Raw genomic sequence first — 25,992 nt, forward strand, 5'->3', positions numbered from 1 at the left:
ATGCAAGCAGAGACTCAGGAGTTTGACGCGATCATCGTCGGGGGTGGCCCGGCGGGCGTGTCGTGCGCCGTCTGGCTGGCGCGTTTGGGCCTGGCTCCGCTGCTGGTCGAAGCGGGCGCGCAAATCGGCGGGCTATGCCGTTCGAACCCGTTCTACGATGAATGGAATGCGACTTTGCCTGGCATGACGGGCCCCCAGGTGGCCGACAATCTGGCCTTGAGCCTGGAGCAGGCCGCCGTGCCTGTCCTGCTGTCTTGCCCGGTGAAGCAGATACAGCGTTGCCCGCAAGGGTTTGCCGTGACGCGCGGCAGTGGCGCCACGCCGCTGGTCGCACGCTATCTGGTGTTGGCCAGCGGCGTGAAGGCTTGCTCTTTGCCTGAGCTGGATCGCGCCGCGCGCAGCTCCGGACACGCCGATCGGGTGTTGACAGGCCCTGGCGAACATATTGTGGCGCACGATTTCCGCGACAAGCGGGTGGCGATTCTGGGCGGCGGCGACAATGCTTTCGAAAATGCCTTGTATGCGCTGGGGAAGGGGGCCAGTGCGGCGCACATTTATGCAAGGCACGTGCGCGCGCAGCAGCAATTTGTACGCCAGGTGTCACCCGCCAATATTGCGATCGGGCCCTACAAGGTCGATGTCCAGGCGCTGCGGGTCAATGATCGGCCGTACGATGTGCTGCTGGTTTTTTATGGCTGGGAACCTTGCGTGGATTTTGCCGATAATCTTGCGCTGGATCGCTCCGTGCGGGGTTTTTTGGACACGCATGCGCTAACGGCTGAAACCAGTTGTGCGGGGGTCTATGCCATAGGCGAAGTGGCGCAGCGGCAGCATCCCTGCGTCGTGACCGCCCTGGCCGACGGGGTGACCGCGGCCAAGGCCATACAGGCCCGTATCGAAAATCAGCTGGATGCGGATCGCCCGATCGAGGCCGCTGTTATTGTCGATAACTGGCGCTAGCCAGCGTACGAGAGCCGGCATTCGCTGGCCGCGGGCGCGGCCAGGGTAACGGTGAAGGCACGTAATTCGTCGCGCCGGAAAACATGGACAAGCACTTTGTCGCCCGCTTTGTGGCGTGCCAGCAGTTTGTCCAGGCTGGCCGGTTCGGCTACCCGCAGACCGTCGACCGCGACGATGACGTCTGCGGCCGACAAGCCGCCGGCATGGGCCGCCCCGCCTTCATACACAGTGGCGATATGGGTTTCGCCGTTGACGCTGCGCGTGCGCACGTCCAGGGCGGGAATGCCCGAGGCCGGCTTCCAGGCCATGGCGATGCCCTGCAAGGGCAAGAGCCGAGCCAGAGGCACATCTTCGCAGCCATCGACATGGCGGGCGATAAAATCGGCGACATCGACTCCCGTTGCCTCGCGTATGAGGCGGGTCATGGATCTTTCGGCAATGCCCTTGCCGCCGCCTGTGTAAAAGTCGCGTCCGTAGCGCTCCCACAGCAAACGCATGACGTCGTCGAGCGAGTACGCGCCTTGCGAGCCCTGGCGGATGACAATATCCAGGCCGAGTGCGACGAGCGAGCCTTTGGTGTAGTAGCTGACGATGGCATTGGGCGAGTTTTCGTCCTGCTTGTAATAGCGGGTCCAGGCATCGAATGAACTGTCGGCGATGGATTGCTTGTGGCGCCCGGCACTGCGGTGCACCGTACTGATGACTTTGCCCAGCATGCGCAGATAGTCGTCTGGTTTGATCACGCCCGAGCGCAGCAGCATCAGGTCGTCGTAATAGGACGTGAAGCCTTCAAATACCCAAAGCAGGCGAGTATGGTTTTCACGGCTCAGGTCGTAGGGGGAAAACGCCGCGGGCTTGATGCGCTTGACGTTCCAGGTATGAAAATATTCGTGGCTGACCAAGCCCAGGAAAGTCTGATAGCCTTCGCCCGGCTCGGCGTCCAGAGACGGGAGGTCCTGGCGCGCGGCCATGAGCGCTGTCGAGGCGCGGTGCTCCAGGCCGCCATAACCGTCGCCGGTAACCATGGTCATGAAGACGTAGCGTTCGGCCGAGTCAAGAAATGGCGCCTTTTTGCTGATGGGCTCGAACAGGGCGATTTGTGCGGCGCAGATTTTCTGCGTATCGCGGGCAATGCGCTCCAGATCCAGATTGGGCAGCACGCCGGTAAACACCATCTCGTGTTCGGCGCCGTGCGCTTTGAATCGTGCCACCTGCGGGGTACCCATCTCGATCGGATGATCGATCAGCGCATCGTAATCGGGGGCCAGATAGACGCCAAAGCCATGGTGCCTGGCGGCTTCGGGGTGGTTATGGGCGGCGGGCAGGCTGGTATAGACCTTCCAGCCGCGGACGTGCGGGGGCGGATTGAGCCGGACGAGGCAGGGTTCATGCGTCTGGCCAGTGACGCTCAGGAAGACGCTGGCGCCATTGAAAAAAGCGTGCGATTCGTCGAAATGGGCGCCGCGCACCGAAAGATCCCAGGCGTAAACCAGGTATTCGACTACCAGCGGTCCTTGACAAGGCGCGCATTGCCAACTGTGGTTGCCCGTTTTACGCATGGCCACGGCTTTGCCTTTGCAGGCGGCGCGCAAGGTCTGAACCTGGCGCGAGAAATCTCGAATAAGATAGCTACCTGGGATCCAGGCCGGCAGGGTCAGTTCCTGGCCTTTCGGGTCGGGTCGTTGAATGCTTAATTGCACCTTGAATCGATGTCCGGCGGGGTCGAAAGGGCTAAGGCTGTAAAGTAGGGGTTCTTTTTTCATTCTTGACTGGATGGCCTGGGCCGCAATGTATTGGTTCGGTTTTTCAATTCCATATCTTACTGTGCAGGAGACAATATGAGTGCACCGCTCGTAAAAGTAGAGACTCGCGGCCGTGTGGGCCTGCTGACCATTGATCGTCCCAAGGCCCTGAATGCTCTAAGCAACGAGGTCATCGACGAGCTGGCCGTAGCCATGCGTGCTTTCGACGCCGACGACAATATCGGCGCCATGGTCCTGACCGGCAGCGCAAAGGCGTTTGCCGCAGGCGCCGATATCGGCGCCATGAAAGACTGGACCTTTCAGGATGTCTATGGGCAGGATTATCTGGGCCATAACTGGGAGGCCCTCAAGCGCATACGCAAACCGATTATCGCGGCGGTGGCGGGTTACGCACTGGGCGGCGGATGCGAGCTGGCCATGCTGTGCGATTTTATTATCGCCGCCGAGAATGCCCGTTTCGGCCAGCCCGAAATCAAGCTTGGCGTCATACCCGGCTATGGCGGCACGCAGCGCCTGCCGCGCGCCGTCAGCAAGGCCAAGGCCATGGATCTGGTGCTGACGGCACGCATGATGGATGCTGCCGAAGCCGAGCGAGCCGGCCTGGTATCGCGGGTAGTGCCTGTCGAACGGGTGCTCGATGAAGCGCTTGAGGCGGCCACGATTATCGCTTCAATGTCCCTGTCGTCGGTCATTATGGCCAAGGAGTGTGTCAATCGGGCCTACGAGGCCCCTTTGAACGACGCCTTGTTGTTCGAGCGCCGCAATTTCCACGCTTTGTTCGCGACCGAAGACCAAAAGGAAGGGATGCTTGCCTTTACCGAAAAACGGCCGCCCAAGTTCAAGAACCGCTAATCGTGCAGCAGTCTCTTGCCTCTGACGGGGCGGTCGCGAGACGGCTTTTTTGACCTTTTTTTTGTAAGCGGCTTCCCCGTCTATATAGCTAAAAGCTAAAATGCATATAAGCGTTGTTTATCTACAAATTTACCGTGAAGGTTACATAAACGGCTAGCTGACAAGTTGCTTACCCTTTTGAAATCAAGCTATACTCTCTGAGTTTGACGCCAGCGGAATAAAAATCCCGGGCGGCTTGGCACATAAAACCGGATATTTGGCCGTGTTGTTGGCAAGTATTGGATTTCTATGTGGGGCTCATATGCGGGTTATATATCTGTAAGTATCAAGCAAGTTATTACGTGCAAGATACCTCCTGCACGATATGACACGGCAAGGTAAAACGCAGTACGAAATCGGCAATACAAAATTAGTGAAAGCCGCCGGCGCGGGTGTGTACGCGGGCAGAATCGGGCGGTACGGGTTTAAACAGTGGCGACAGTGGAAGAAACAGTGGACGTCAGTGGAAGAAACAGCGGGAAGGGCGGTGAACACACTCGCGGCGAACACAGAAGCGAATGCAAGGCAGATGTAGATTCGGGGCGCAGGGCTTCAAAGGATATGCCCCCGGGATTTAAGCCGGGCATCGAATCAGAAGCCAAACTCGAACTTAGCGAAGCTGATCGCGCCGCTCTGGTTACCGGAGCCGGGCGTGGGGTAGTGCGGGCTTTAATGGCCCAGCTTGCTATGGGCGGTTTCGGGGCTTTGCTTTCGTGGGTGGTGGCGGGCTCCGCTGCGGGGCTGTCTGCCTTGATGGGGGCGGGAGCCTACTTTGTGCCCAATGTGTTGTTTGCTGTGCGGGTGTTATTGGGGCTGTATGGCCCCGGAAAGCCGAGCGAGCTCACCTTTTTCCTGGGTGAGGCGTTCAAACTGGCTTCCACCTTGCTGCTGCTGGGGCTTGCGGTCCATTTGACTCGCGGCTGGCTGGTCTGGCCGGCCTTCTTGCTGGGGCTGCTGTGTGTATTAAAAGGCTATGTGCTGCTGCTCCTGCCGGGCAGGCGGTGGTAGCGTCGAGTAGTGATTTCATGAGCCTTGTGCTCTCGGTATAGGCTAACAGGATAAGGGTTCAGATGGCTGCTAGTGATATTTCGCCTCAGTCTGAGTATATTCAGCACCACTTGGTTCATTTAAACAATATTGGAGCCAAGCAAGCGGTTATTGCCGATTTCAATATCGTCAACTACGACTCGCTGTTCTGGGCCATTCTAATGGGCCTGATTGTGGTGTATGTGCTGTGGCGCGCCGCCAAGTCTGCCACCACCGGGGTACCGGGCCGCTTCCAGGTGTCGGTCGAGATGCTGGCCAGCATGGTCGACGAAGAAGCCAAAAGCATTGTGCCCAACGAAGTGTCGCGCCGTTTCATGACACCGCTGGCGCTGACCGTGTTCCTGTGGATCATTCTCATGAACACGCTGGATCTGGTTCCTATCGACATGCTGAGCTGGATCTTCAGAATGACCGGCCTGGGCACGCATCATGGCGATGTACTTTATTACCATCGCATATTGCCTACCGCCGATCTCAACGTACCCATGGGCATGGCCCTGGGCGTGTTGCTCCTGATGTTCTATTACGGCATCAAGATCAAGCATCCCCTTGGTTTCGTCAAAGATTTATTTACTGCACCGTTCCATGCGCATGGCGTCTTGGGCGTTGTACTCATGCCGTTCAATTTTTTGCTGAATGTCATCGAATACGCCGCCAAATCGCTTTCATTGGGCATGCGGTTGTTCGGCAATATGTTTGCCGGCGAATTGATTTTCATGCTGATCGCCCTGCTGGGCGGAGCATGGACCGGATTTAATGGCATGAGCTTCGGGCTTGGGATCGGCCAGGTAATAGCAGGGTCGGTGTGGGCAATCTTCCACATCCTGATCGTGTTGTTGCAGGCGTTCATTTTCATGATGCTGACCTTGGTCTATGTAGGTCAGGCTCACGAAAGCCATTAATAGTTTTCCGGCCAGGGTTAATCGCCTGGCCGGGGTGCAAGATCATCTTGCAAGGTGTATTTTTTTTGACTTTTTGATTACACGGTTTTTAACCAAGGAGTTGTTATGACCAACGTTGCTTTCGTTGCTCTGGCTTGCGGTCTTATTATTGGTCTTGGCGCTATTGGCGCATGTATCGGTATCGGTTTGATGGGTGGCAAATATCTGGAAGCGTCGGCTCGCCAGCCTGAGTTGATGAATGTTCTGCAAACCAAGATGTTCCTGCTGGCCGGTCTTATCGATGCGGCCTTCCTGATCGGTGTTGGTATTGCCATGTTGTTTGCCTTCTCCAATCCGTTTGTCGGGTAATTGGAATTGCCCGCGATTCGCGGGTCAAGCACCGTTTGTTGTACTTGGCATAGTATGAGTATGCGACGGTTTGAACATCATGTATCTAGTGGTGTTTGCGTTGAACAATCGTAGTATTAAAGGGAAACGACCGTGAATTTAAACGCGACTCTCTTTTTCCAGATGCTCGTGTTTTTTGTTCTGGGCTGGTTCACGATGAAATTCATCTGGCCACCCCTGACAAAAGCAATGGACGATCGCCGTCAGAAAATTGCCGATGGCCTGGCGGCCGCCGACAAGGGCAAGGCCGACTTGGCTCAAGCCCAGGCGCGCATCAGCCTGATAGAAGCTTCTGCGAAAACTGAAAACCATGCCCGCATGGTAGAGGCCGAGAAGCAAGCCGCTGCTTTAATTGAGCAATCCCGCCGTGAAGGCGAGGCCGAAAAAGCCAGAATCATTGCGCAAGCCAAGCAAGACGCTGCGCAAGAGGTTCAACGCGCTCGCGAAGGTTTGCGTGCCGATGTGGCCGTTTTGGCTGTCAAAGGTGCGGAACAAATTCTTAAACGAGAAGTTAACGCACAAGTGCACGCCGAGCTGCTGGATCAGCTTAAGGCACAACTCTAATATTAGGGCAAGCCATGGCTGAATTATCGACTATCGCCAGACCCTACGCCGAAGCGTTGTTTGCTGCGGCCCGCGACGACCAGGCCGACCTGGCATCGTGGTCGGATCTGGTCAACGAGCTTGCCCAAGTGGCAAGCATAGAAAGCGTGCGTGAAGCAATGACCGATCCTCGCCTGGGCGATGCCCAACGCGCTGATCTGTTTGCCGGCCTGATCAAATCGCCGCTTTCGAAGACGGCGCGTAATTTTATCGAGCTGCTGGTCGGCAACGACCGTTTGTTGTTCCTGCCCCAGATTGCACAGCAGTTCGATGCGCTCAAGAACCGGCACGATGGGACTGCACTTGCGGAAATCACAAGCGCGTTTGCGCTTGACGATGCGCAGGTTCAGCAAATTGTTGTTGGCCTCGAGAAAAAATTTGGCCTCAAACTCAAACCGGTCGTGACTGTCGACGCCTCCCTGATCGGTGGTGTGCGCGTCATGGTCGGCGACCAAGTACTTGATACTTCCGTGCAGGCCCAGTTGGCCCGCATGCGCGATACGCTGGCCGCCTGATGCGCGCCAGATAACAGGATTCCAGGAGTCTGAACATGCAACTTAACCCGTCAGAGATCAGCGAACTGCTCAAGAGCCGCATCGAAGGCTTGGGCGCGTCGACCGACGTACGTACGCAAGGCACGGTCGTTTCCGTAACCGACGGCATTACCCGCGTCCACGGCTTGTCCGATGTGATGCAAGGCGAAATGCTCGAGTTTCCCAACAACGTATTTGGTCTTGCGCTCAACCTCGAGCGCGATTCCGTAGGCGCGGTTATTCTGGGCGACTACACCGGCATATCGGAAGGCGACCCCGTCAAGACCACGGGCCGTATTCTTGAGGTGCCGGTCGGCCCGGAGCTGCGCGGCCGCGTGGTCGACGCGCTGGGCAACCCCATCGACGGCAAAGGCCCCATCAATGCCAAAGCCACCGATATCATCGAAAAAGTCGCCCCAGGCGTGATTGCCCGTCAATCGGTGTCGCAGCCTCTGCAAACCGGTATCAAGGCTATCGATTCCATGGTGCCAATCGGCCGCGGCCAGCGCGAATTGATCATTGGCGACCGTCAAACCGGTAAAACCGCCGTTGCGGTCGATGCCATCATCAGCCAGAAAGGCAAGGGCGTTACCTGCGTGTACGTCGCCATTGGCCAGAAAGCATCGACAATCAACAACGTGGTGCGCAAGCTCGAAGAACTCGGCGCACTCGAATACACCATAGTCGTGGCTGCGGGCGCGTCGGAATCGGCCGCCATGCAGTACCTGTCGGCTTATTCGGGCTGCACCATGGGCGAGTATTTCCGCGATCGCGGCGAAGACGCGCTTATCGTGTACGACGATCTGACCAAGCAGGCCTGGGCCTATCGTCAGGTATCGCTGCTGCTGCGCCGCCCTCCAGGCCGCGAAGCCTATCCCGGCGATGTGTTCTACCTGCATTCCCGCCTGCTCGAACGTGCCGCGCGCGTCAATGCCGATTACGTCGAAAAATTCACCAAAGGCGAAATCAAGGGCAAAACCGGCTCGCTGACCGCCTTGCCCATTATCGAAACCCAGGCCGGCGACGTTTCGGCCTTCGTTCCGACCAACGTGATTTCCATTACCGACGGTCAGATCTTCCTCGAAACCGATCTGTTCAACGCCGGTGTACGTCCGGCCATCAACGCGGGTATTTCGGTATCGCGTGTGGGCGGCGCCGCGCAAACCAAGGTCATCAAGAAATTGTCCGGCGGTATTCGTACCGACTTGGCCCAGTATCGTGAATTGGCCGCATTTGCACAGTTCGCCTCCGACCTCGACGACGCGACCCGCCGTCAGCTCGAGCGCGGCAAACGTGTGGTCGAACTGCTCAAGCAGCCTCAGTACCAGCCTTTGCAGGTCTGGGAGCTGGCCGTGACCTTGTTTGCGGTCAATAACGGCTACCTCGACGACGTTGCCGTCGAGCAGGTTCTTGGCTTCGAGAAAGCCCTGAAGGATCATCTCAAATCCAAGAACGAAGCGATGCTCAAACGCATCGAAGACACCAAAGAGCTTTCCAAAGACGACGAAACCGAATTGGTTGCCGCCGTTCAGGAATTCAAAAAGCACGGTGCTTTTTAAGTTTGACTGGCGAGGGTGATGTGGCGATCGCTACACTTATCCAAACGTAAGGCGGGGTGCAAATGTACCCCGCGACAACGCCCTGACAGGAAAATGTAATGGCCGGAATCAAGGAAATCCGAACAAAGATCAAGAGCGTGCAAAACACGCGCAAGATCACCAAAGCCATGGAGATGGTGGCTGCTTCCAAAATGCGCAAGGCGCAGGAAAGGATGCGTGCCGGCCGTCCCTATGCGACTAAAGTGCGCGAGATCGCTGCTCACCTGATGCAGGCGCATCCCGACTACCGCCATCCTTACACGGTCGAATCCGGTAAATTGACTGCGGTTGGCATTATCGTGGTCTCGACCGACAAAGGCCTGTGCGGCGGCCTGAACACCAACATAATGCGCCTCGTGCTTGCCCGCATGAAAGATTTCGAGCAAAAAGGCGTCAAGGTGCAGGCCACGGCATTGGGCAACAAAAGTGCCGGCGTACTGGCTCGTATCAGCGCGAATCTGGTGTCGCAGGAAGTGCAATTGGGCGATGCGCCCAATCTCGAGCGCCTGATTGGCGCGATCAAGGTGCAAATCGATGCTTTCGTCGATGGCAAGATCGACGCCTTGTACATCGCGACAAACCGTTTTGTGAACACCATGAAGCAGGATCCCAGCTTCATTCGGCTGTTGCCCTTGCCTGACGGGCTCGAAGATCCATTCCAGACGGAAGGTGCCGCCAAGGAAGACGAGCAAAACGTGGTGAAGTCGAATTTCGGCTGGGACTATCTGTACGAACCCGATTCGACAACCGTTATCGACGAATTGCTTATGCGTTACGTAGAGGGCTTGGTGTATCAGGCCGTTGCAGAAAACATGGCGTCCGAGCAATCGGCTCGCATGGTTGCCATGAAAGCTGCGTCGGACAACGCCAAGAAAGTCATCGGTGACCTGCAACTGGTTTACAACAAAACCCGCCAGGCCGCCATTACCAAAGAAATTTCAGAAATCGTGGGGGGCGCTGCCGCTGTTTAAGGTTTAAGCAGAAGGCATCCCGTCAAAGATATTTAGCAAGGACTAGACATGAGTAACGGAACCATCGTTCAGTGCATCGGCGCCGTGGTGGACATTCAGTTCCCCCGCGATAGCATGCCCAAAATCTATGCCGCCCTCAAGCTGGCAGACGACAGCTCGGCATTCGCCGAAAAAGGGCTTACCTTTGAAGTGCAACAGCAATTGGGCGACGGCGTAGTTCGCACGATCGCGATGGGCTCGTCCGACGGCTTGCGTCGTGGCATGGCTGTCAGCGACACCGGCGCACCGATCTCGGTGCCGGTCGGGCTGGGTACGCTGGGCCGCATCATGGACGTGTTGGGCCGCCCCATCGACGATGCGGGCCCCATCGACAGCACCGAGCTTCGTTCGATTCACCAGGACGCTCCCCATTTCGACGAATTGTCGCCGTCGGTGGAACTGCTGGAAACCGGGATCAAGGTTATCGATCTGGTCTGCCCGTTCGCCAAAGGCGGCAAGGTAGGCCTGTTCGGCGGCGCCGGTGTGGGCAAGACCGTGAACATGCTGGAACTGATCAATAACATCGCCAAGGCGCACAGCGGCCTGTCGGTGTTTGCGGGTGTGGGCGAGCGTACTCGCGAAGGCAACGACTTCTACCACGAAATGGCTGAAGCCGGTGTCATCAAGCTGGACAACCTGGCCGAATCGAAAGTGGCCATGGTGTTCGGCCAGATGAACGAGCCTCCCGGCAACCGTCTGCGCGTGGCGCTCTCGGGCTTGACCATGGCCGAGAAATTCCGCGACGAAGGCCGCGATATCCTGTTCTTCGTCGACAACATCTATCGCTACACGCTGGCCGGTACGGAAGTGTCCGCGCTGTTGGGCCGCATGCCGTCGGCGGTGGGCTATCAGCCTACGCTGGCCGAAGAAATGGGCAAGCTGCAGGAACGCATTACGTCCACCAAAACCGGTTCGATCACGTCCATCCAGGCCGTTTACGTGCCTGCCGATGACTTGACCGATCCTTCCCCCGCCACGACCTTCCAGCATCTGGACTCCACCGTGGTGCTGTCGCGCGACATCGCCGCCCTGGGTATCTACCCGGCAGTTGATCCGCTCGACTCCACCAGCCGCCAGCTCGATCCGCAAGTCGTGGGTGAAGAGCACTATGCTGTGGCTCGCGGCGTGCAGCAAACCTTGCAACGCTACAAAGAATTGCGCGACATTATCGCGATTCTGGGCATGGACGAACTGTCGCCCGAAGACAAGCAGGCTGTGGCCCGTGCTCGCAAAATTCAGCGCTTCCTGTCCCAGCCTTTCCATGTGGCCGAAGTGTTTACCGGCTCGCCCGGCAAGTACGTGCCCCTGACGGAAACCCTGCGCGGCTTCAAGATGATTGTCGACGGCGAGTGCGATGCCTTGCCCGAGCAGGCTTTCTACATGGTGGGTTCTATCGACGAAGCCTTCGAGAAAGCCAAAAAACTGCAATAAGGATTACTCATGGCCAACTTGCAAGTTGATGTGGTCAGCGCGGAAAAAACGATTTTCTCCGGTGAGGCGAAATTCGTGGTTCTGCCTGGCGAGTCGGGCGAGCTGGGCATTTTGCCCGGTCACGCTCCCCTTATCTCGCGTATCAATCACGGTACGGTCAAGATCGTGCTGGCTGACGGCAAAGGCGAAGAAAACATCTTTGTGGCGGGCGGCATTCTCGAGGTCCAGCCGGGTACGGTCACGGTATTGTCCGATACGGCGATTCGTGCCGCCGACCTGGATGAAGCCAAGGCCATCGAAGCACGCAATCGTGCCGAAGAGGCGCTGCGCAACACCAAGGACAAGGCCGATATCGCCGTGGTTGAAGCCGAGCTGGCCATGCTGGCAGCCCAGGCCGCGGCCGCGCGCAAGCTTAGGCAGATACGCCACTAGCATTGCCGGGCTTTGCCCGTCGTTGATTCGCAAGGGCGCCCCATGTGGGCGCCCTTTGCATATAAGCGCCGCGGCAGGGCCCCAGGCGCCCTCGCAAGAAACCACAGCAATAGGCCCCGCGGAGCCCCGTCCCCGCTCTTTCGTCTATACGTACTTCCCGATTTAAGACTTTCACGGTATGCGTCCGGTAAAACCATCTTGAGGCCGAGCGGCAGATCGTAGAGGATGGCGGCTCCACTAGTTTCTTGGTGGAGTAATTCATCCCAGTAGGTGGAGTAATGCATCCTTACGAGCTTTCCGCACAAGAAGGTCGGCGCCAACGGCGTCAGTTCAGTATCGAGTTCAAGACTGAGGTCGTCGCCAGTTGTCAGCAGCGTGGCGTTTCCGTAGCGGCTGTAGCACGGGCGCACGACCTGCATCCGAATTTGCTTCGCAAATGGATTCAGGAGCATGAGCGCTTCGGCGATCCTGAATCTGCGCCAATGCCCGCTGTGCGGCGTGATGTGGCTGCGCAGTTCATACCGCTGCAACGTGCGCAATCTGAAGCGGTACAAATCACGGCCGTAGTCCGCGAAGACATCGCGATTGAGTTCGAGCACAACGGCCTGAAGGCCACGATACGCTGGCCCATGGCTCAGTCCGAACAGTGTGCGACTTGGCTGCGCGCTGTGATGCGATGATTCGCGTCGACCAAATATGGCTAGCGGTTGAACCGATGGACATGCGCGCGGGCACCGAGATGGCCTTGGCGCGGGTGGTCAAGGTCTTCGGTGCGGCCCATCCTCACCATGCCTACCTCTTTGCGAACCGTCGGGCCAACCGCATAAAGGTACTAGTGCATGACGGCATCGGTATATGGCTGGCGGCCCGGCGGCTTAATAAGGGAGGCTTTACTTGGCCACGACTCGGTTCGCCCGACGTACCCCTGACCGATGAACAACTGCAGGCGCTGGTCATCGGCCTGCCATGGCAGCGCATCGGTCCGGGCGGGGTCATCGACGTCTTGTAATGCAATTGGGGCATCCGCCAATAGCTTACCCCTAGCAGGTCATGGCACACTGGTGGCTATGATTGCTTCTGCCCAAAACCTCGACGAACTTGATGCACACGCCTTGCGCGAGAAGGTTCGTGGCCTCATGGCCGAGCTGGGCGAGAACGAGCAGAAGCTGGCTAAAACGGCCGAGCAGTTGTTGCGCCACGAACAGGAATTGGAACAAACACGCCAGCTCTTGATGCGCCGCGAACAGATGCTCGCAGGCCACCGCGACGACATCCGCTTCAAAGATGCCAAGATCGCGCAGCTGACCCACGAGATTGCCAATCTGCGCCGCTACCAGTTCGGCAAAAAGGGGGAGCAGCTCTCGGGCGTGCAAGGCAGCTTGTTGGAAGACACGGTCGGCGCAGATATTGCGGCCATCGAAGCCGAACTCGATCTGCTACGCGGCCAACCGGCCGCCCGCTCCGTTCAGCAGCCCAAGCGTGCCGCGCTGCCCGAGCACCTGCCCCGTGTTGAGCATCGCCACGAGCCTGACAGTACAACTTGCCAATGTGGTTGCCAGCTGCAGCGCATCGGCGAAGACGTATCCGAAAAGCTCGACTACACCCCTGGCCTGTTCACGGTGGAGCGCCATATCCGTGGCAAATGGGCCTGCAAGAAATGCGAGACGCTGACCCAGGCGCCGGTGCCTAGCCACGTCATCGACAAGGGCATGGCCTCTACCGGCTTGCTGGCGCAAGTACTGGTGGCCAAGTACGCGGATCATCTGCCGCTGTACCGTCAGGAAAAAATCTTCGAGCGAGCCGGCATGAAGCTCGCCCGCTCCACCATGGCCGAATGGGTGGGCGTGTGTGGCGTGCAGCTGCAGCCCTTGGCCGATGCGCTTCGCGAAGCGATCCTCACACACCGCGTCGTGCATGCCGATGAAACGCCCGTGCAGATGCTCAAGCCTGGCACGAAGAAAACCCATCGGGCTTACCTGTGGGCCTATGCGCCGGGTGCATTCGAAGACCTGCGTGCGGTGGTCTACGACTTTACCGAAGGCCGGGCGGGCGAACATGCCCGCAGCTTCCTGGGCGATTGGCAAGGCAGTCTGCTGTGCGATGACTACGTCGGCTACAAAGCGTGCTTTACCCAGGGCATTACCGAAATAGGCTGCATGGCGCACGCCAGGCGCAAGTTCTTCGACTTGCATGTGGCGGCCAAGAGTCAGCTTGCCCAGCAAGCCGTGCACTACATGGGCCAGCTCTATGAAATCGAACGTCAGGTGAAAGACCTGACTACCGAAGAGCGAAGGCGAAGACGGCAGGAGCAGGCCAAGCCTGTGGCCGATGCCTTACAGGCCTGGATGCTGGCCCAGCGAGAGCGCGTGCCGGACGGGTCTGCCACGGCCAAGGCTCTGGACTACAGCCTTAAACGCTGGGTGGCGTTGACGCGTTACCTGGATGATGGGCAGTTGCCGATCGACAATAACTGGATCGAGAATCAGATCCGGCCGATCGCCATTGGCCGCAACAATTGGCTGTTTGCCGGTTCCTTGCGCGCGGGGAAACGGGCCGCCGCCGTCATGACCTTGATTCAGTCAGCCAAGCTCAATGGCCATGATCCGTACGCCTACTTAAAGGACGTACTCACGCGCCTGCCCACACAGCCGGCGAGCCGCATCGACGAGCTGCTGCCGCATAACTGGCGACCGACGACTGCACACTAAACGACAACGCCCGCTTTACGCGGGCGTGTCAATATGGTTTAGCCGGACGCTTACCTTTCACGAATAGCCGTGCCCACGGTCTCCTGATTATTCTTGTTCCTGCCAGCTTCATCAGTCCACAAACAAGGAGGGGATTCATGAGAGAACGTCTGGATTGTGCAATATTGAGTACTCCAGGAACCAGCGACTGGGTGCGCCCATGGCTGGGCAGGCACGCGGGTGGTCGCGTACATGTGCAGGCGCTGGACAGTCAGGCCGGCGGCGCGGATTCCTGCGAGGTGCTCGCTCGCGTCGCCATGCCGTTGCGGCGCTTCGACGTCTGCCTGGTTCCTGTGTCCGAATCCAATCTTGCCTGGGTACGCACTGTCTTATCGGCCGCGCAAGGGCTTTTGCAAACACCGGTACTGGCCCTGGTCCATCAGTTGAAGGCGGCGGCACTCAATGACCTGTATGCCCTGGGCCTGGCCGATTTTGTACGCGATCCCATTTGTCCCGAAGAGTTGCGCGTTCGAATCGAACAACTGCTCGATGAACGGCGTTACCCAATGCGCGAGCCGGCGGGCGCTGCGCGGCTCAAGGAAACGCATACCGCGTATCCGGCGGGTCCGGGTCTGAATGGCTCGGCAACCGAACAAGCCTTGTGCGCCACCATACTCGAGCGTGGCGGACACGAGCTCGAGGCCTACGCGGTTGCCACCGCGTCGCGTTGCGCCACTTCCAAAGAGTCGTTCCAGGCAGCGAAAAGCAAGGTGGTGGAACGTTTCGAACGCGCCTATATCACTGCGGCCCTGGGCCGGCATTCGGGCAATATTGCCATGGCGGCCCGCGCCGCGCAAAAACACCGGCGCGCTTTTTGGGCACTCATGCGCAAACATCAGATCGATGCGGCTCCCTATCGGGGCGAGTGCTCCCCGTTTATTCCTCCAGACGGTTAAAATCAGGCCTGTTTCCGAATAAGGATAGCCGTGTCTTTGCCTTCTTTAAAAAATGATGTCTTTTTGCGCGCTCTCATGCGCCAGCCTGTACCGTATACCCCGCTCTGGCTCATGCGCCAGGCGGGGCGCTATTTGCCCGAGTACAACCAGACTCGAGCGCGGGCGGGTTCGTTCATGGCGCTGGCGCAAAATCCCGAATTCGCCTGTGAAGTCACGCTGCAGCCGCTCGAGCGTTTTCAGCTCGATGCCGCCATTCTGTTTTCCGATATCCTGACCGTCCCGCATGCCATGGGCCTGGGACTCGATTTTTTGCCGGGCGAAGGGCCACGGTTTGCACATCCCGTGCGTACCGAAGCCGATGTCCAAAAGCTGGCAGTTCCCGATATGTCGCGCTTGCAGTACGTGTTTGATGCGGTTTCGCTCATTCGCAAAGAGCTCGACGGCAAGGTGCCTCTGATCGGGTTTGCCGGCAGTCCATGGACCATAGGCTGCTATATGGTTGAAGGGCAGGGGTCCGACGATTATCGCCTGATCAAAAGCATGTTGTACGGGCGCCCCGATTTATTGCATCGCATGCTCGACATCAATGCACAGTCCACCATTCAGTATCTCAACGCGCAAATTGCGGCGGGAGCCCAGGCTGCCATGGTTTTCGACAGCTGGGGCGGTGTGCTTGCCGATGGCCTGTTCCAGGAATTTTCGCTGGCTTACACCCGCAAGGTCGTGCAGGGCCTGACCCGGCAACGCGAAGGCCGGGCGGTCCCTGTTATTGTATTTACCAAAGGCGGGGGGCAGTGGCTTGAAGAAATCGCGGCCTGTGGCTGCGACGCCGTGGGCCTGGACTGGACGGTCAATCTGCACCGGGCGCGTCAACGTACCGCCGATAGCGTGGCGCTTCAGGGTAATCTGGATCCCATGGCCTTGTTTGGCGGCGAAGGCGCCATACGTGCCCAGGCGCGTCGCGTCATTGACGATTTCGGCGTGGTCGAAGCAGGCGGGCATGTATTCAATCTGGGCCACGGCATTTCCCGATTTACCCCACCCGACGCAGTTTCCGTGCTGGTCGATGAAGTTCACAACTATAGCCGCTCAAATCATCCGATGCTGCGGTGAAGCCGGATATAAGCGCTTGTTTTATAGGCTGAAGATAGAAGTTGTACACATAACTTTATTGCTTTGCACAAAGGTCATTCATACCTTAGTTACTTTTTCGGTTGTGTGCATAACATATTGTTTTATATAAATAAAAAATATTTTTTTATTGCCTTTGGCTGATTTGCGCAAATGTGATGGTTGACTTTCCAAGAGTTGTTATATTCCTTTTCCCCAAAGTTATCCACAGGCTTGGGCTGAAACGCCAAAGGTGGCGTATTCTCATGTGTTCGGCATATTTCTTAAGAAAACACTTTAAGTTGGACGTGGCCCGATGATCGAAGATGCCGCCGGGGCGATCGACAGCGAAACCGGCATCACAGTGCATTGGCTCAGCGTGGCGCTTGACGTTCCCCTGGCAGGGCTGTTTGATTATCGTGCCGATCGGGCGGTGCCGATCGGTGCGAGGGTGATTGTGCCGTTCGGGCACCGGAAGCTTATTGGTGTTGTCGTCGACACCCCGGAAACCCCGGCGTTTGATGCCGCCCAGATCAAGGCCATTGATCAGATACTCGACGATTTGCCGCCTTTGCCGTCCGACTGGATTCGGCTGGCCGGGTTTGCCGCCCAGTATTATCAGCGTCCGCTGGGTGAAGTCATGCTGCCTGCCTTGCCTGCCGGTTTGCGCAAGGTGACCGCCTATCAGGGCAAGCGTTCCGCGGGCGGGCCGGTACAGCGCCTCGACAAGCGCAAGGCGCCGGCTCTGCCGCTTATTGCCGCCGATCAGACCCCGGTTTTAAATGCGCAGCAGGCTGACGCCGTTCAGGTGATCAATGCTCTTGACGGCCATAAAACGCTGTTGCTGCATGGTGTGACGGGCAGCGGCAAGACAGAGGTGTATTTGCATGCGGCCCAGGCGGTGCTGGCCCGCGGGCAACAGGTGTTGTTCATGGTGCCGGAAATCAATTTGACGCCGCAGCTCGAACAGTCGCTGCGCGCGCGCCTGGCCGCACTGGCCGGCGCGAATGCCTTGGCCGTTTTGCACAGCGGGCTGGCCGAGGGCGAGCGTTTGCGTGCCTGGCTAAGCGTCCAGCGCGGCCAAGCGCAGGTTTTGCTGGGTACGCGCTTATCGATTTTTACTCCCATGCCGAAGCTAGGGCTGATTATCGTCGACGAGGAGCACGACGCATCATACAAGCAGCAGGACGGTTTACGCTATTCGGCACGCGACCTGGCCGTATGGCGTGCCCACGACCGGCAGGTGCCGGTCATTCTGGGGTCGGCCACGCCATCGCTGGAATCCTGGTATCACGCCGAACGCGGTCATTATTTGAAGTTGTCGCTGGCGCACCGGGCCCGCGCGGTGGAACTGCCCGTGGTTCGGTTGGTGGATACCCGCAGGCTGGTTTTGCAGCAGGGGTTTTCGCCTCAATTGATCGACGCCATTCAAGAGCGTCTCGATCAGGGTCAGCAAGCTCTGATTTTTTTGAATCGGCGCGGTTATGCTCCCGTTCTGAATTGTGCGTCCTGCGGGTGGGTCAGCCAGTGCCCGCGCTGCAGCGCGTATACCGTGTTGCATCGGGGTTCGGGCCGGCGCCATCGTTTGCAATGCCATCATTGCGGCTATCAGGTGCAGGCACCTCATGCCTGTCCCGATTGCGGCGATCAGGATTTGCGGCCCATGGGCCGCGGCACGCAACGGGTCGAAGAACATCTGGCCGAGCTGTTCCCTCAGGCGCGGATCGCGCGCATCGATGCCGACAGCACGCGCCTGAAAGGCAGTGCGGCCGCCTTGTTCGCCAAGGTTCATGCCGGAGAATACGATCTGCTGGTAGGTACTCAAATGGTCGCCAAAGGCCACGACTTTGTAAATCTGGGACTGGTGGGGGTCCTGAATGCGGATGCCATGCTGTTTGCGCAGGACTTCCGGGCGCCGGAGCGCCTGTTCTCCCAGCTTATGCAGGTCGCGGGGCGAGCGGGGCGGCATGTAAAGGGGGGCGAGGTCATTATCCAGACCGACTATCCCGACCAGCCGGTTTATCAGTCGCTGGTGCGGCACGATTATGCCGGATTCGCCCAGTACAGCCTGGCCGAGCGTGAATCGATTGGTTTACCGCCTTGTGCTTTTCAGGCGCTCTTGACGGCCGAGGCCCGCGAACTGAAGCTGGCTCTGGATTTCCTGGCGCAGGCGCGGGTCTGGTTGCAGGAACAAATCGGCGATGGCGGCGCGGCCCTGACTCTGTATGATCCGGTTCCTTTGCGAGTGGTGCGGGTGGCCAATATCGAGCGTGCGCAGTTGTTGGTCGAAAGCCTCCATCGGCCGACCCTCCAGGTGTTTTTGGCGCAATGGTCGGCCGCCCTGCCCGAGTTGGCGGCAAAAGCCAGAGTGCGCTATCAGCTTGAGGTGGACCCGCTGGAAATTTAAGCCGGCCAGTCGCGTATCATTGACCTTTCCTTCACCTGTTACCCGCGATGTCTCCTGGCCATACCCTCGCCACCGGTTTGAATGCAATGCAACGCGAGGCCGTGCTGTATCTGAACGGCCCGTGTCTGGTCCTGGCGGGAGCGGGCAGCGGCAAGACGCGGGTAATTACACAGAAAATCGCGTATCTTCTGCGCGAATGCGGCTATATGGGGCGGCATATCGTGGCGCTGACCTTCACCAACAAGGCGGCCCGCGAAATGAGCGAACGGGTCAAAACACTGGTTGATTCCAAACTGGCCAAAGGCCTAACCATCAGCACTTTTCATTCCCTGGGCGTGCGATTTCTTCGTGAAGAGGCGCAACTGTTAAGCCTGAAGCCCCAGTTTTCGATACTCGATGCGAATGACGCACTGGCGATTATCCAGGAAATGCTGGCCACGACCGACAAGGGCCGTTTGCGTGCCGTCCAGCAAATGATTTCCTTGTGGAAAAATTCCCTCATGGATCCGGATGCCGCCGAGCGCGCTGCCGCGACCCCCAACGAGATCGAAGCAGCCAAAGTCTATCGCAGCTATAACGCTACACTCGCGGCCTATCAATCGGTGGATTTTGATGACCTGATTCGCCTCCCGGCTCTTTTGCTGGAACAAAACCAGCAGGTGCGCGAGCGCTGGCAGGCGCGTGTGCAATATTTGCTGGTGGACGAATACCAGGACACGAATCTGTGCCAGTACCGGTTGGTGCAATCGCTGACCGGACAGCGGGCCATGTTTACCGCCGTAGGCGACGACGATCAGGCGATCTACGCCTGGCGCGGCGCCACGGTCGAAAACCTGGCCAAGCTGACGACCGATTACCCTGCCCTGAAAATCGTCAAGCTCGAGCAAAATTACCGCTCGGTACAACGCATTCTGTCGGCGGCCAACCAGGTCATCGGTAAAAATCCCAACCTCTTTGGCAAGAAGCTGTGGTCCGACCTGGGGGTGGGCGAGCCCATCCAGGTTACTCCCATGGAAAGCGACGAGGCCGAGGCCGAGTCGATTGCGGTAAGGATATCTGCGGCGCGTTTCGAGCGTCGGGCCGAATGGCGGGATTTTGCCGTGCTGTATCGCAGCAACCATCAGGCGCGCGTGCTGGAACAGGCGCTGCGGAATTTGCGCATCCCCTATACGATTTCAGGCGGGCAGAGTTTCTTCGAGAAAGCTGAAATACGCGATATTCTGGCCTATCTGCGACTGGTCGCCAACGATGACGACGACCCGGCTTTCATCCGCGCCGTGACCACGCCGCGACGCGGGATAGGGCAGGTAACTTTGCAAACCCTGGGGCAATTTGCGGCGGAACGGCAAATTTCCCTGTTTTCGGCACTGTTTGAAATCGGCTCGACCGAGCGTCTGGCGGCGAAACAGCTGGAGCCATTGCAGGTATTTGGCGCTTTCATACAGCGCATCCAGTGGCGCGCCGGGCGTGGCCGGGCCGGCGAGGCGGTGACGTCCGCCGAGGCCGCGGGGCCGATACTGGACGATCTATTGAGCGCAATCCAGTACGAACGTTACTTGTATGACACGCTTGAAGAGCGTCCGGCCCAGACGCGCTGGCAGAATGTGCTGGAACTGATCGGCTGGCTGAAACGCAAAGCCGAGGAAGACGGCCTGAACCTGTTTGAGCTGGTGCAGCATGTGGCCCTGATCACGATGCTGGAGCGCGGCGAGGATGAAGAGCCCGATGCGGTCAAGCTGTCGACCCTGCATGCGTCAAAAGGCCTGGAGTACCCGCATGTCTACCTGGCGGGCGTAGAGGAAGGCTTATTGCCTCATATGGGGCGCGACGAGGAAGACGGCGATCCGGCCAAGGCGGCCGAGTCGCTGGCGCAGCGCATACAGGAAGAGAGGCGCCTGATGTATGTGGGTATTACCCGTGCGCAGCGCAGCCTGCACCTGACCTGGTGTAAAAAGCGGCGCCGGGCGCGCGAAGATGTGGTGCGCGAACCTTCGCGCTTTATCGATGAAATGGGCTTGGGCGAGTTGAAGCTGCAGGAAGATCCCGAGCTTCAGGCGCTCAGCCCCAAGCAGCGCCTGGGCATGCTCAAGGCCCTGTTGAGCAAGGCTTGATCGGGGTAAGCGCATACTATAAAAAAACCTGCCGCTAAAGGCAGGTTTTTTCGATCACCAGGATCAGTTTTTATCGAAAACCGGGCTGACCCTTGCGAGGCAAAGCACGACTTACCACTGCGATCCCATGTAGAAGCTGCTGCGGGCGCGGGCTTCAGACATGGCTTTGTTCACTTCCGTGCAAAAATCCATGAAGTCGATGAAACCTTCCTTGGCCTTGGAAAATACATTCTTGACCACGGCAATAATCGAAACCGGCTCGTTGCAGCTGAGTGCATCGCGCATAAGGTTGCGCTCAAGCGAGTCGCTTAAACGAGTGTATTGGTAGTAAGTAATGCTGGACATGCTGGTCACCTGCTTTATAGGTTGTACTGACAGATGTCATTATAGGGTAAACCCTAATCTATAGTCAAGGGTTTTCCCTAATACGTTTTGGGACGTTGCAAATACTCTACTTTTCGAATCCCGGTTTAGGTGCAGCTGCGTTCGGCCAGGGCCTTTCAGGATCCCTCTATCACTATATAGAGGGTGGATTGGTGGGCCAGCCAGGCAGTTTTGAAAAATTCAGATAGCGGGCGGCCGCGGCAACCCGCTCAATCGCGGTCGGGGCCGATCCTGCGGAAATTCGCGGCACCCAGCCCAGCAGAGGTGCGTCGATGCGCGAGGCCAGCGCGGCGACAGTGGCCTCGCTGTTGAGCAGGTCCGGGTCGACCGTATTGGCGACCCAACCGGCCAGGGGCAAGCCTCGCGCCGCGATGGCTTCCGTCGTCAATAATGCATGGTTGATGGCGCCAAGGCGCAGGCCGACGACCAGCACCACGGGCAAGCCTAGTTGCCGGGCAAGGTCCGCCGTGTCCATGGTGTCGTTCAGCGGTACCCGAAAGCCTCCCACTCCTTCGACCACGACGGCGCCGGCGAGTGCGGCAATCCGTTGATAACATTCGAAAATAAGCGGTAGTTCGATAGGGTGGTTTTCCAGCTTTGCGGCGATATGCGGCGCGGTGGGCTGGTGCAGCAGGTACGGTGTTGCCAGTGCCGGCGGCAGCGACACGCCGGCGTGCGCCGCCAGCGCATCCGCATCGTCGTTATGCCAGGCGCCATCTCGCCATTCCGCGCCGGCGGCGACCGGTTTCATGCCGGCTGCCGCGACACCGGCCGCGGCCAGCGCGTGCAATAGGCAACTGGCGATCAGCGTTTTGCCGATCTCCGTGTCGGTGCCGGCCACAAAATAAGCGCATGCGGGGCTATTCATGGCCGATCGTGCTTTCGAATACAGAAGCCGTGCGGGCTGCCAGGATATCGCATTCGGCGTCGTCCAGAATATAAGGCGGCATGAGATAAACGGTGCGGCCGATCGGGCGCAGCAGCAATTCGTTTTGCAGCGCATGGGTGAAAAAGCGGCGGGAAAATCGGCTTGCCGCCGCATCGTCGATCACCGCGTCGAAGGCCCAGATCATGCCGCGCTGGCGAAAATTGCGCACTCGATCGTGATGGGCCAATGGCTGCAGCGCTGCCGTCAGCCGCTGTGCCCGCGCGCGATTGGCATTGAGCACATCGTCTTCATCAAAAATCGCCAAGGTTGCCAGCGCCGCGCGGCAGGCCAGGGGGTTGCCGGTATAGGAGTGGGAGTGCAGGAATCCCCGGGCCGTGTCGGCATCGTAGAACGCCTGGTAAATCGCATCGGTGGTCATGACCAGCGACAACGGCAGATAACCGCCGCTGATACCCTTGGACAGGCAGACGAAGTCGGGCCAGACCGCTGCTGTTTCGGGGCTTGCGCCGCACGCTTGCTCGGAAGCGAAAAAAGTCCCCGTACGGCCGCAGCCCACGGCGATCTCGTCGAAAATCAGATGGACTTCGTACTTGTCGCACAAGGCCCGTGCCTGCGCCAGATACACCGGGTCGTGCATGGCCATGCCGGTGGCGCATTGCACCAGGGGTTCGATAATCAGGGCGGCAATATGGGTGCTGCGTTGCTGCAGCAATAATTCCAGTGCGTGGGCCGCGCGGTATGCCACATCGGCGGCTGTTTCGCCTTTTTGCGCGGCACGGGCATCGGGCGACATGGCCACGTGCGCCCCGTGCAATAGCGGGCCGTACGCATCCCGGAACAGGGCGACGTCGGTAACCGCCAGCGCGCCTATGGTTTCGCCGTGATAGCTGCCCTGAAGACAGATGAACTCCCGCTTTTCGCTGTGGCCGGCATTGCGCCAGGCATGGAAGCTCATTTTCAGCGCAATCTCCACCGCCGAGGCGCCGTCCGAAGCATAGAAGCAATGGCCCAGCGCATGGCCCGTCAGCGCCGCCAGCTTTTCGGACAGGCGTATCACCGGCTCGTGGGTCAAGCCCGCCAGCATGGCGTGCTCGAGCTTGTCGAGCTGATCTTTCAATGCCGCGTTGATGCGCGGGTTGGCATGGCCGAACAGATTGACCCACCATGAGCTGATCGCATCCAGGTAGCGCTTGCCATCCGAACCATATAGCCATGCGCCCCGACCGTGGCTGACCGGCACCAGCGGTACCGATTCGTGATGCTGCATTTGCGTGCAGGGGTGCCAGACACTATGCAGGCTGCGTTGCACCATGTCCGACTGCGATTCCGATTGCGTGTATTTATCCATAATGTTTGGCGAGTGTGTGCAGCCCGTCGATAAGCCGGTCGATCTGCTCGGCCGTATGCGCGGCCGACAGCGAAATGCGCAATCGCGCGGTTTTCTTCGGTACGGTCGGCGGCCTTATCGCGGGAACCCAGATACCTTGTTTATGCAAGCCTTCCATCAGGTCCAGCGCGAGTCGATTGTCTTGAACCACCAAAGCCTGAATGGGCGTTTGCGAAGGCAGCACAGGCCAGCTCAAGCTTGCCAGCCCGGCGCGCAGCCGCTCGATCAATTGCCGCAAATGCTGCCGCCGCCACTCCTCGGTGCGCACCAGCTCTAGCGAGGCCAATAGCGTGGTGGCCAGCAAAGGCGGGCTGGCAGTGGTGAATATATAGGTGCGCGCCCGTTGCAGCAGCCATTCGATCAGGCTTGCGTCGCCGGCGACAAAGGCGCCGTAGACGCCGGCGGCCTTGCCCAAGGTTCCCATATACAGGATGCGCGGCGATGCCAGGCCGAAATGCGCCAGGCTGCCGCGTCCCTGCGGCCCCAGCACGCCAAAGCCATGGGCATCGTCCACCAGCAGCCAGGCGTCGTATTTTTCGCATAAGGCCAGCAATTCCTGCAACGGCGCAATATCGCCATCCATGCTGAACACGGCATCACTTATCACCAGTTTTCGTGGGCTGGCGTTTTTTTTCAGCAGGTATTCCAGCCGTGCGACATCGGCGTGCGGGTAAATCCTGAACTGCGCCCCGGACAGCCGCGCGCCATCGATCAGGCAGGCATGGTTCAGGCGATCTGAAAATATCGTATCTCCGGGGCCGGCCAGGGCCGGAATGATGCCCAGGTTGGCCATATAGCCGGTCGAAAAATGCAAGGCGCGCGGCGCACCGACGAATTCGGCCAATGCGGTTTCCAGATCCTCGACGGCGCGTGTGTGGCCGCTGATCAGTGCGGAGGCGCCGGCACCCACGCCGTAGGCATCCAGCCCCGCATGCGCGGCGGCAATCAAGGCGGGGTGATTGGCCAATCCCAGGTAATCATTGCTGCAGAATGCCAGATACGGCTTGTCGCCGACATTCAATATCGGCCCTTGAGGGCCCTCGACCGTCCGGCGCCTGCGCAATAGCTGGCGCTCCTGCAATTGCGTCAATTGATCGCCGATCTGAGCCATCAGGTCAGGCATGCGATACCTGTTCTTGCGATGCCTGTGTCTTGGATCGGCATTCAAAGCGCAGCGGCAACTGGTTCAGGCTGCGGTATACCGCATTGAGTCCCCAGGACTGGACGTCGCCAGCCAACCGCAGTTTCGGCAAACGCCGCATTACACTGCGCAGCGCTATCTCGGCTTCCAGATACGTCAGCGTTGCTCCCAGGCACACATGCGGGCCATAACCGAAAGACAGGTGCGAGCCTTCATTGCGTGTGATGTCGAGTCGATCGGGCGCGCTGAATTTGGCTGGGTCGCGATTGGCCGCGCCGATCAGCGGAATTACCAGCTCGCCCTTTTTCATCAGCCGGCCGTGCATTTCCACATCGACCTTGAGGCGGCGGCCGGTGTACTGCACCGGACTGTCAAAGCGCAACAGCTCTTTCAGCGCCGAGGGCAACAAGGACGGCGTCTGTTGCAGCAACTGCCATTGCCGCGGATGTGCCAGCAGCGCCAGCATGCCGTTGCCCAGCAGGTTCCGGGTTGTCTCGTGGCCCGCAAACAGCAAGGTGCAGCACTGGGCCAGCAGTTCCTTGGAGGTAGCGATCCCGCCATCGGCCTCTGCCACGATCAATTGGCTGATGAGGTCGTTGCGGGGTTGCAGGCGGCGTTGAGCCAGCAGGCCGCGAAAATAGTCGCTCATGGCCATCAGGCCGGCCTGGGCGCGCCGGGCGGTTTCGATGCTTGGCGTCGGGCTGCCGATAAAGCCGGCGATATCGTCGGACCATGCCACGAAGTCGTTGCGATCGGCCGCATCGATCCCCAGCATGGCGGCGATTACCAATGCCGGCAGAGGCCTGGCGAAATCGTGCATGAAGTCGAATTGTGTTGTTTCAAAGGAGCCCTGCGTTTCCGTTTCGCCTGACTGAACCCCGGCGATGATCTGATCCAGCAGGCCATCCGCGATGGCCTGAATCTGCGGGATCAATGCCTGCAACGCCGCGGGCTTGAAGCCTGCGCTCATGATCTGCCGCAGGCGCGCATGCCGTGGGGCGTCAAGAAACAATATCGAACGAGCGAAAATGCGCTTGAAGGCGCGCAACTCGTTCCTTGCCTCCAGCCCGCTGCTATTGACCCAGCCGCCGGCACGGCGCACCGAGAAGCGCGGGTCGCGCAATACGCTTGCCACATCGGCGTGTCTGACCAATAGCCATGCGCCGCCGCAGAACTCCCTATTCCAGTGCAGCGGTCCGGCCGCATGCAAAGCGCGGTAGGCTGGGTAGGGATCGTTGAGGAATTCACGATTGATCATGCCGGGCCTTTTGATGCGGTTCTCCGACTTTGCCGTGCCAGGCGACGAAGATTCGCATCGGTTTTTCGTAAGCGGGTGGGGCGCTGGTGCGTGGCATGACAGGCT

General features: G+C 58.9%; 24 protein-coding genes. 18 read left to right on the forward strand and 6 right to left on the reverse strand.

The window, feature by feature from the left end:
• Window positions 1-960 carry an NAD(P)/FAD-dependent oxidoreductase gene (locus LSG25_RS18085; protein ID WP_232742264.1) on the forward strand — a complete coding sequence of 320 codons (960 nt, stop codon included), beginning with the start codon at window positions 1-3 and terminating at the stop codon, window positions 958-960.
• Here LSG25_RS18085 and LSG25_RS18090 read toward each other — a convergent pair.
• Window positions 957-2,723, reverse strand: a complete 1,767-nt coding sequence (locus tag LSG25_RS18090) for a M61 family metallopeptidase (RefSeq protein WP_232742265.1) — start codon at window positions 2,721-2,723, stop codon at window positions 957-959. The genes LSG25_RS18085 and LSG25_RS18090 overlap by 4 nt on opposite strands.
• Window positions 2,724-2,798: 75 nt before the next feature.
• On the opposite strand from LSG25_RS18090, the gene LSG25_RS18095 reads away from it, so the two are divergent.
• The 17 genes from LSG25_RS18095 to LSG25_RS18175 all read left to right on the forward strand — a co-directional run bounded on the left by LSG25_RS18095 (window position 2,799) and on the right by LSG25_RS18175 (window position 20,828).
• Window positions 2,799-3,575 carry an enoyl-CoA hydratase gene (locus LSG25_RS18095; RefSeq protein WP_232742266.1) on the forward strand — a complete coding sequence of 259 codons (777 nt, stop codon included), beginning with the start codon at window positions 2,799-2,801 and terminating at the stop codon, window positions 3,573-3,575.
• 600 nt (window positions 3,576-4,175) lie between these two features.
• Window positions 4,176-4,622: an ATP synthase subunit I gene (locus LSG25_RS18100; RefSeq protein ID WP_232742267.1), complete on the forward strand. Its 447-nt coding sequence runs from the start codon at window positions 4,176-4,178 to the stop codon at window positions 4,620-4,622.
• Window positions 4,623-4,684: 62 nt separating this feature from the next.
• The gene (atpB, locus tag LSG25_RS18105) at window positions 4,685-5,563 is read left to right on the forward strand and encodes a F0F1 ATP synthase subunit A (protein WP_232742268.1); all 879 of its coding nucleotides are present in this window, start codon (window positions 4,685-4,687) and stop codon (window positions 5,561-5,563) included.
• Between the two features lie 105 nt (window positions 5,564-5,668).
• Complete coding sequence (gene atpE / locus LSG25_RS18110) at window positions 5,669-5,911, forward strand: F0F1 ATP synthase subunit C (protein WP_088603884.1); 243 nt, start codon at window positions 5,669-5,671, stop codon at window positions 5,909-5,911.
• 132 nt (window positions 5,912-6,043) lie between these two features.
• Complete coding sequence (locus LSG25_RS18115; protein ID WP_232742269.1) at window positions 6,044-6,514, forward strand: F0F1 ATP synthase subunit B; 471 nt, start codon at window positions 6,044-6,046, stop codon at window positions 6,512-6,514.
• A 14-nt stretch (window positions 6,515-6,528) separates the two neighbouring features.
• A complete protein-coding gene (locus tag LSG25_RS18120) occupies window positions 6,529-7,068 on the forward strand; it encodes a F0F1 ATP synthase subunit delta (protein WP_232742270.1) in 540 nt (179 codons plus the stop codon).
• A gap of 35 nt (window positions 7,069-7,103) precedes the next feature.
• Window positions 7,104-8,645 (forward strand): F0F1 ATP synthase subunit alpha, encoded by a 1,542-nt coding sequence (atpA, locus tag LSG25_RS18125; RefSeq protein ID WP_232742271.1) that lies wholly within the window; start codon window positions 7,104-7,106, stop codon window positions 8,643-8,645.
• Between the two features lie 98 nt (window positions 8,646-8,743).
• Entirely contained in the window at window positions 8,744-9,655 is a 912-nt protein-coding gene (gene atpG / locus LSG25_RS18130) for a F0F1 ATP synthase subunit gamma (protein ID WP_232742272.1), read from the forward strand.
• Window positions 9,656-9,703: 48 nt separating this feature from the next.
• The gene (gene atpD / locus LSG25_RS18135; protein ID WP_232742273.1) at window positions 9,704-11,125 is read left to right on the forward strand and encodes a F0F1 ATP synthase subunit beta; all 1,422 of its coding nucleotides are present in this window, start codon (window positions 9,704-9,706) and stop codon (window positions 11,123-11,125) included.
• 9 nt (window positions 11,126-11,134) lie between these two features.
• Window positions 11,135-11,557 carry a F0F1 ATP synthase subunit epsilon gene (locus LSG25_RS18140; RefSeq protein ID WP_232742274.1) on the forward strand — a complete coding sequence of 141 codons (423 nt, stop codon included), beginning with the start codon at window positions 11,135-11,137 and terminating at the stop codon, window positions 11,555-11,557.
• Window positions 11,558-11,835: 278 nt separating this feature from the next.
• Window positions 11,836-12,237 carry a transposase gene (locus tag LSG25_RS18145; protein WP_232742275.1) on the forward strand — a complete coding sequence of 134 codons (402 nt, stop codon included), beginning with the start codon at window positions 11,836-11,838 and terminating at the stop codon, window positions 12,235-12,237.
• The gene (gene tnpB / locus LSG25_RS18150; protein ID WP_232742276.1) at window positions 12,234-12,566 is read left to right on the forward strand and encodes an IS66 family insertion sequence element accessory protein TnpB; all 333 of its coding nucleotides are present in this window, start codon (window positions 12,234-12,236) and stop codon (window positions 12,564-12,566) included. The genes LSG25_RS18145 and tnpB overlap by 4 nt, the downstream gene beginning before the upstream one ends.
• Window positions 12,567-12,804: 238 nt before the next feature.
• Window positions 12,805-14,265, forward strand: a complete 1,461-nt coding sequence (locus LSG25_RS18155; protein ID WP_370636021.1) for an IS66 family transposase — start codon at window positions 12,805-12,807, stop codon at window positions 14,263-14,265.
• A 137-nt stretch (window positions 14,266-14,402) separates the two neighbouring features.
• Window positions 14,403-15,200: a hypothetical protein gene (locus LSG25_RS18160; RefSeq protein WP_232742277.1), complete on the forward strand. Its 798-nt coding sequence runs from the start codon at window positions 14,403-14,405 to the stop codon at window positions 15,198-15,200.
• A gap of 30 nt (window positions 15,201-15,230) precedes the next feature.
• Window positions 15,231-16,313 carry a uroporphyrinogen decarboxylase gene (gene hemE, locus LSG25_RS18165; protein WP_232742278.1) on the forward strand — a complete coding sequence of 361 codons (1,083 nt, stop codon included), beginning with the start codon at window positions 15,231-15,233 and terminating at the stop codon, window positions 16,311-16,313.
• A gap of 313 nt (window positions 16,314-16,626) precedes the next feature.
• Window positions 16,627-18,717, forward strand: coding sequence for a primosomal protein N' (locus LSG25_RS18170; protein ID WP_232742279.1), 2,091 nt, complete (start codon window positions 16,627-16,629; stop codon window positions 18,715-18,717).
• Between the two features lie 47 nt (window positions 18,718-18,764).
• Window positions 18,765-20,828: a UvrD-helicase domain-containing protein gene (locus LSG25_RS18175; RefSeq protein ID WP_232742280.1), complete on the forward strand. Its 2,064-nt coding sequence runs from the start codon at window positions 18,765-18,767 to the stop codon at window positions 20,826-20,828.
• Between the two features lie 111 nt (window positions 20,829-20,939).
• Here LSG25_RS18175 and LSG25_RS18180 read toward each other — a convergent pair whose 3' ends face one another.
• The 5 genes from LSG25_RS18180 to LSG25_RS18200 form a co-directional block, all read right to left on the reverse strand.
• A complete protein-coding gene (locus LSG25_RS18180; RefSeq protein ID WP_232742281.1) occupies window positions 20,940-21,173 on the reverse strand; it encodes a hypothetical protein in 234 nt (77 codons plus the stop codon).
• A 172-nt stretch (window positions 21,174-21,345) separates the two neighbouring features.
• Window positions 21,346-22,080, reverse strand: coding sequence for a dethiobiotin synthase (gene bioD / locus LSG25_RS18185; RefSeq protein ID WP_232742282.1), 735 nt, complete (start codon window positions 22,078-22,080; stop codon window positions 21,346-21,348).
• Window positions 22,073-23,449, reverse strand: a complete 1,377-nt coding sequence (bioA, locus tag LSG25_RS18190; RefSeq protein WP_232742283.1) for an adenosylmethionine--8-amino-7-oxononanoate transaminase — start codon at window positions 23,447-23,449, stop codon at window positions 22,073-22,075. The genes bioD and bioA overlap by 8 nt, the downstream gene beginning before the upstream one ends.
• Window positions 23,442-24,611 (reverse strand): 8-amino-7-oxononanoate synthase, encoded by a 1,170-nt coding sequence (bioF, locus tag LSG25_RS18195; RefSeq protein ID WP_232742284.1) that lies wholly within the window; start codon window positions 24,609-24,611, stop codon window positions 23,442-23,444. Before bioF ends, bioA begins: the two co-directional genes overlap by 8 nt.
• Entirely contained in the window at window positions 24,604-25,887 is a 1,284-nt protein-coding gene (locus LSG25_RS18200; RefSeq protein WP_232742285.1) for a cytochrome P450, read from the reverse strand. Before LSG25_RS18200 ends, bioF begins: the two co-directional genes overlap by 8 nt.
• Window positions 25,888-25,992 lie beyond the last annotated feature (105 nt).

Source organism: Paralcaligenes sp. KSB-10, from assembly GCF_021266465.1.
GTDB lineage: Bacteria > Pseudomonadota > Gammaproteobacteria > Burkholderiales > Burkholderiaceae_B.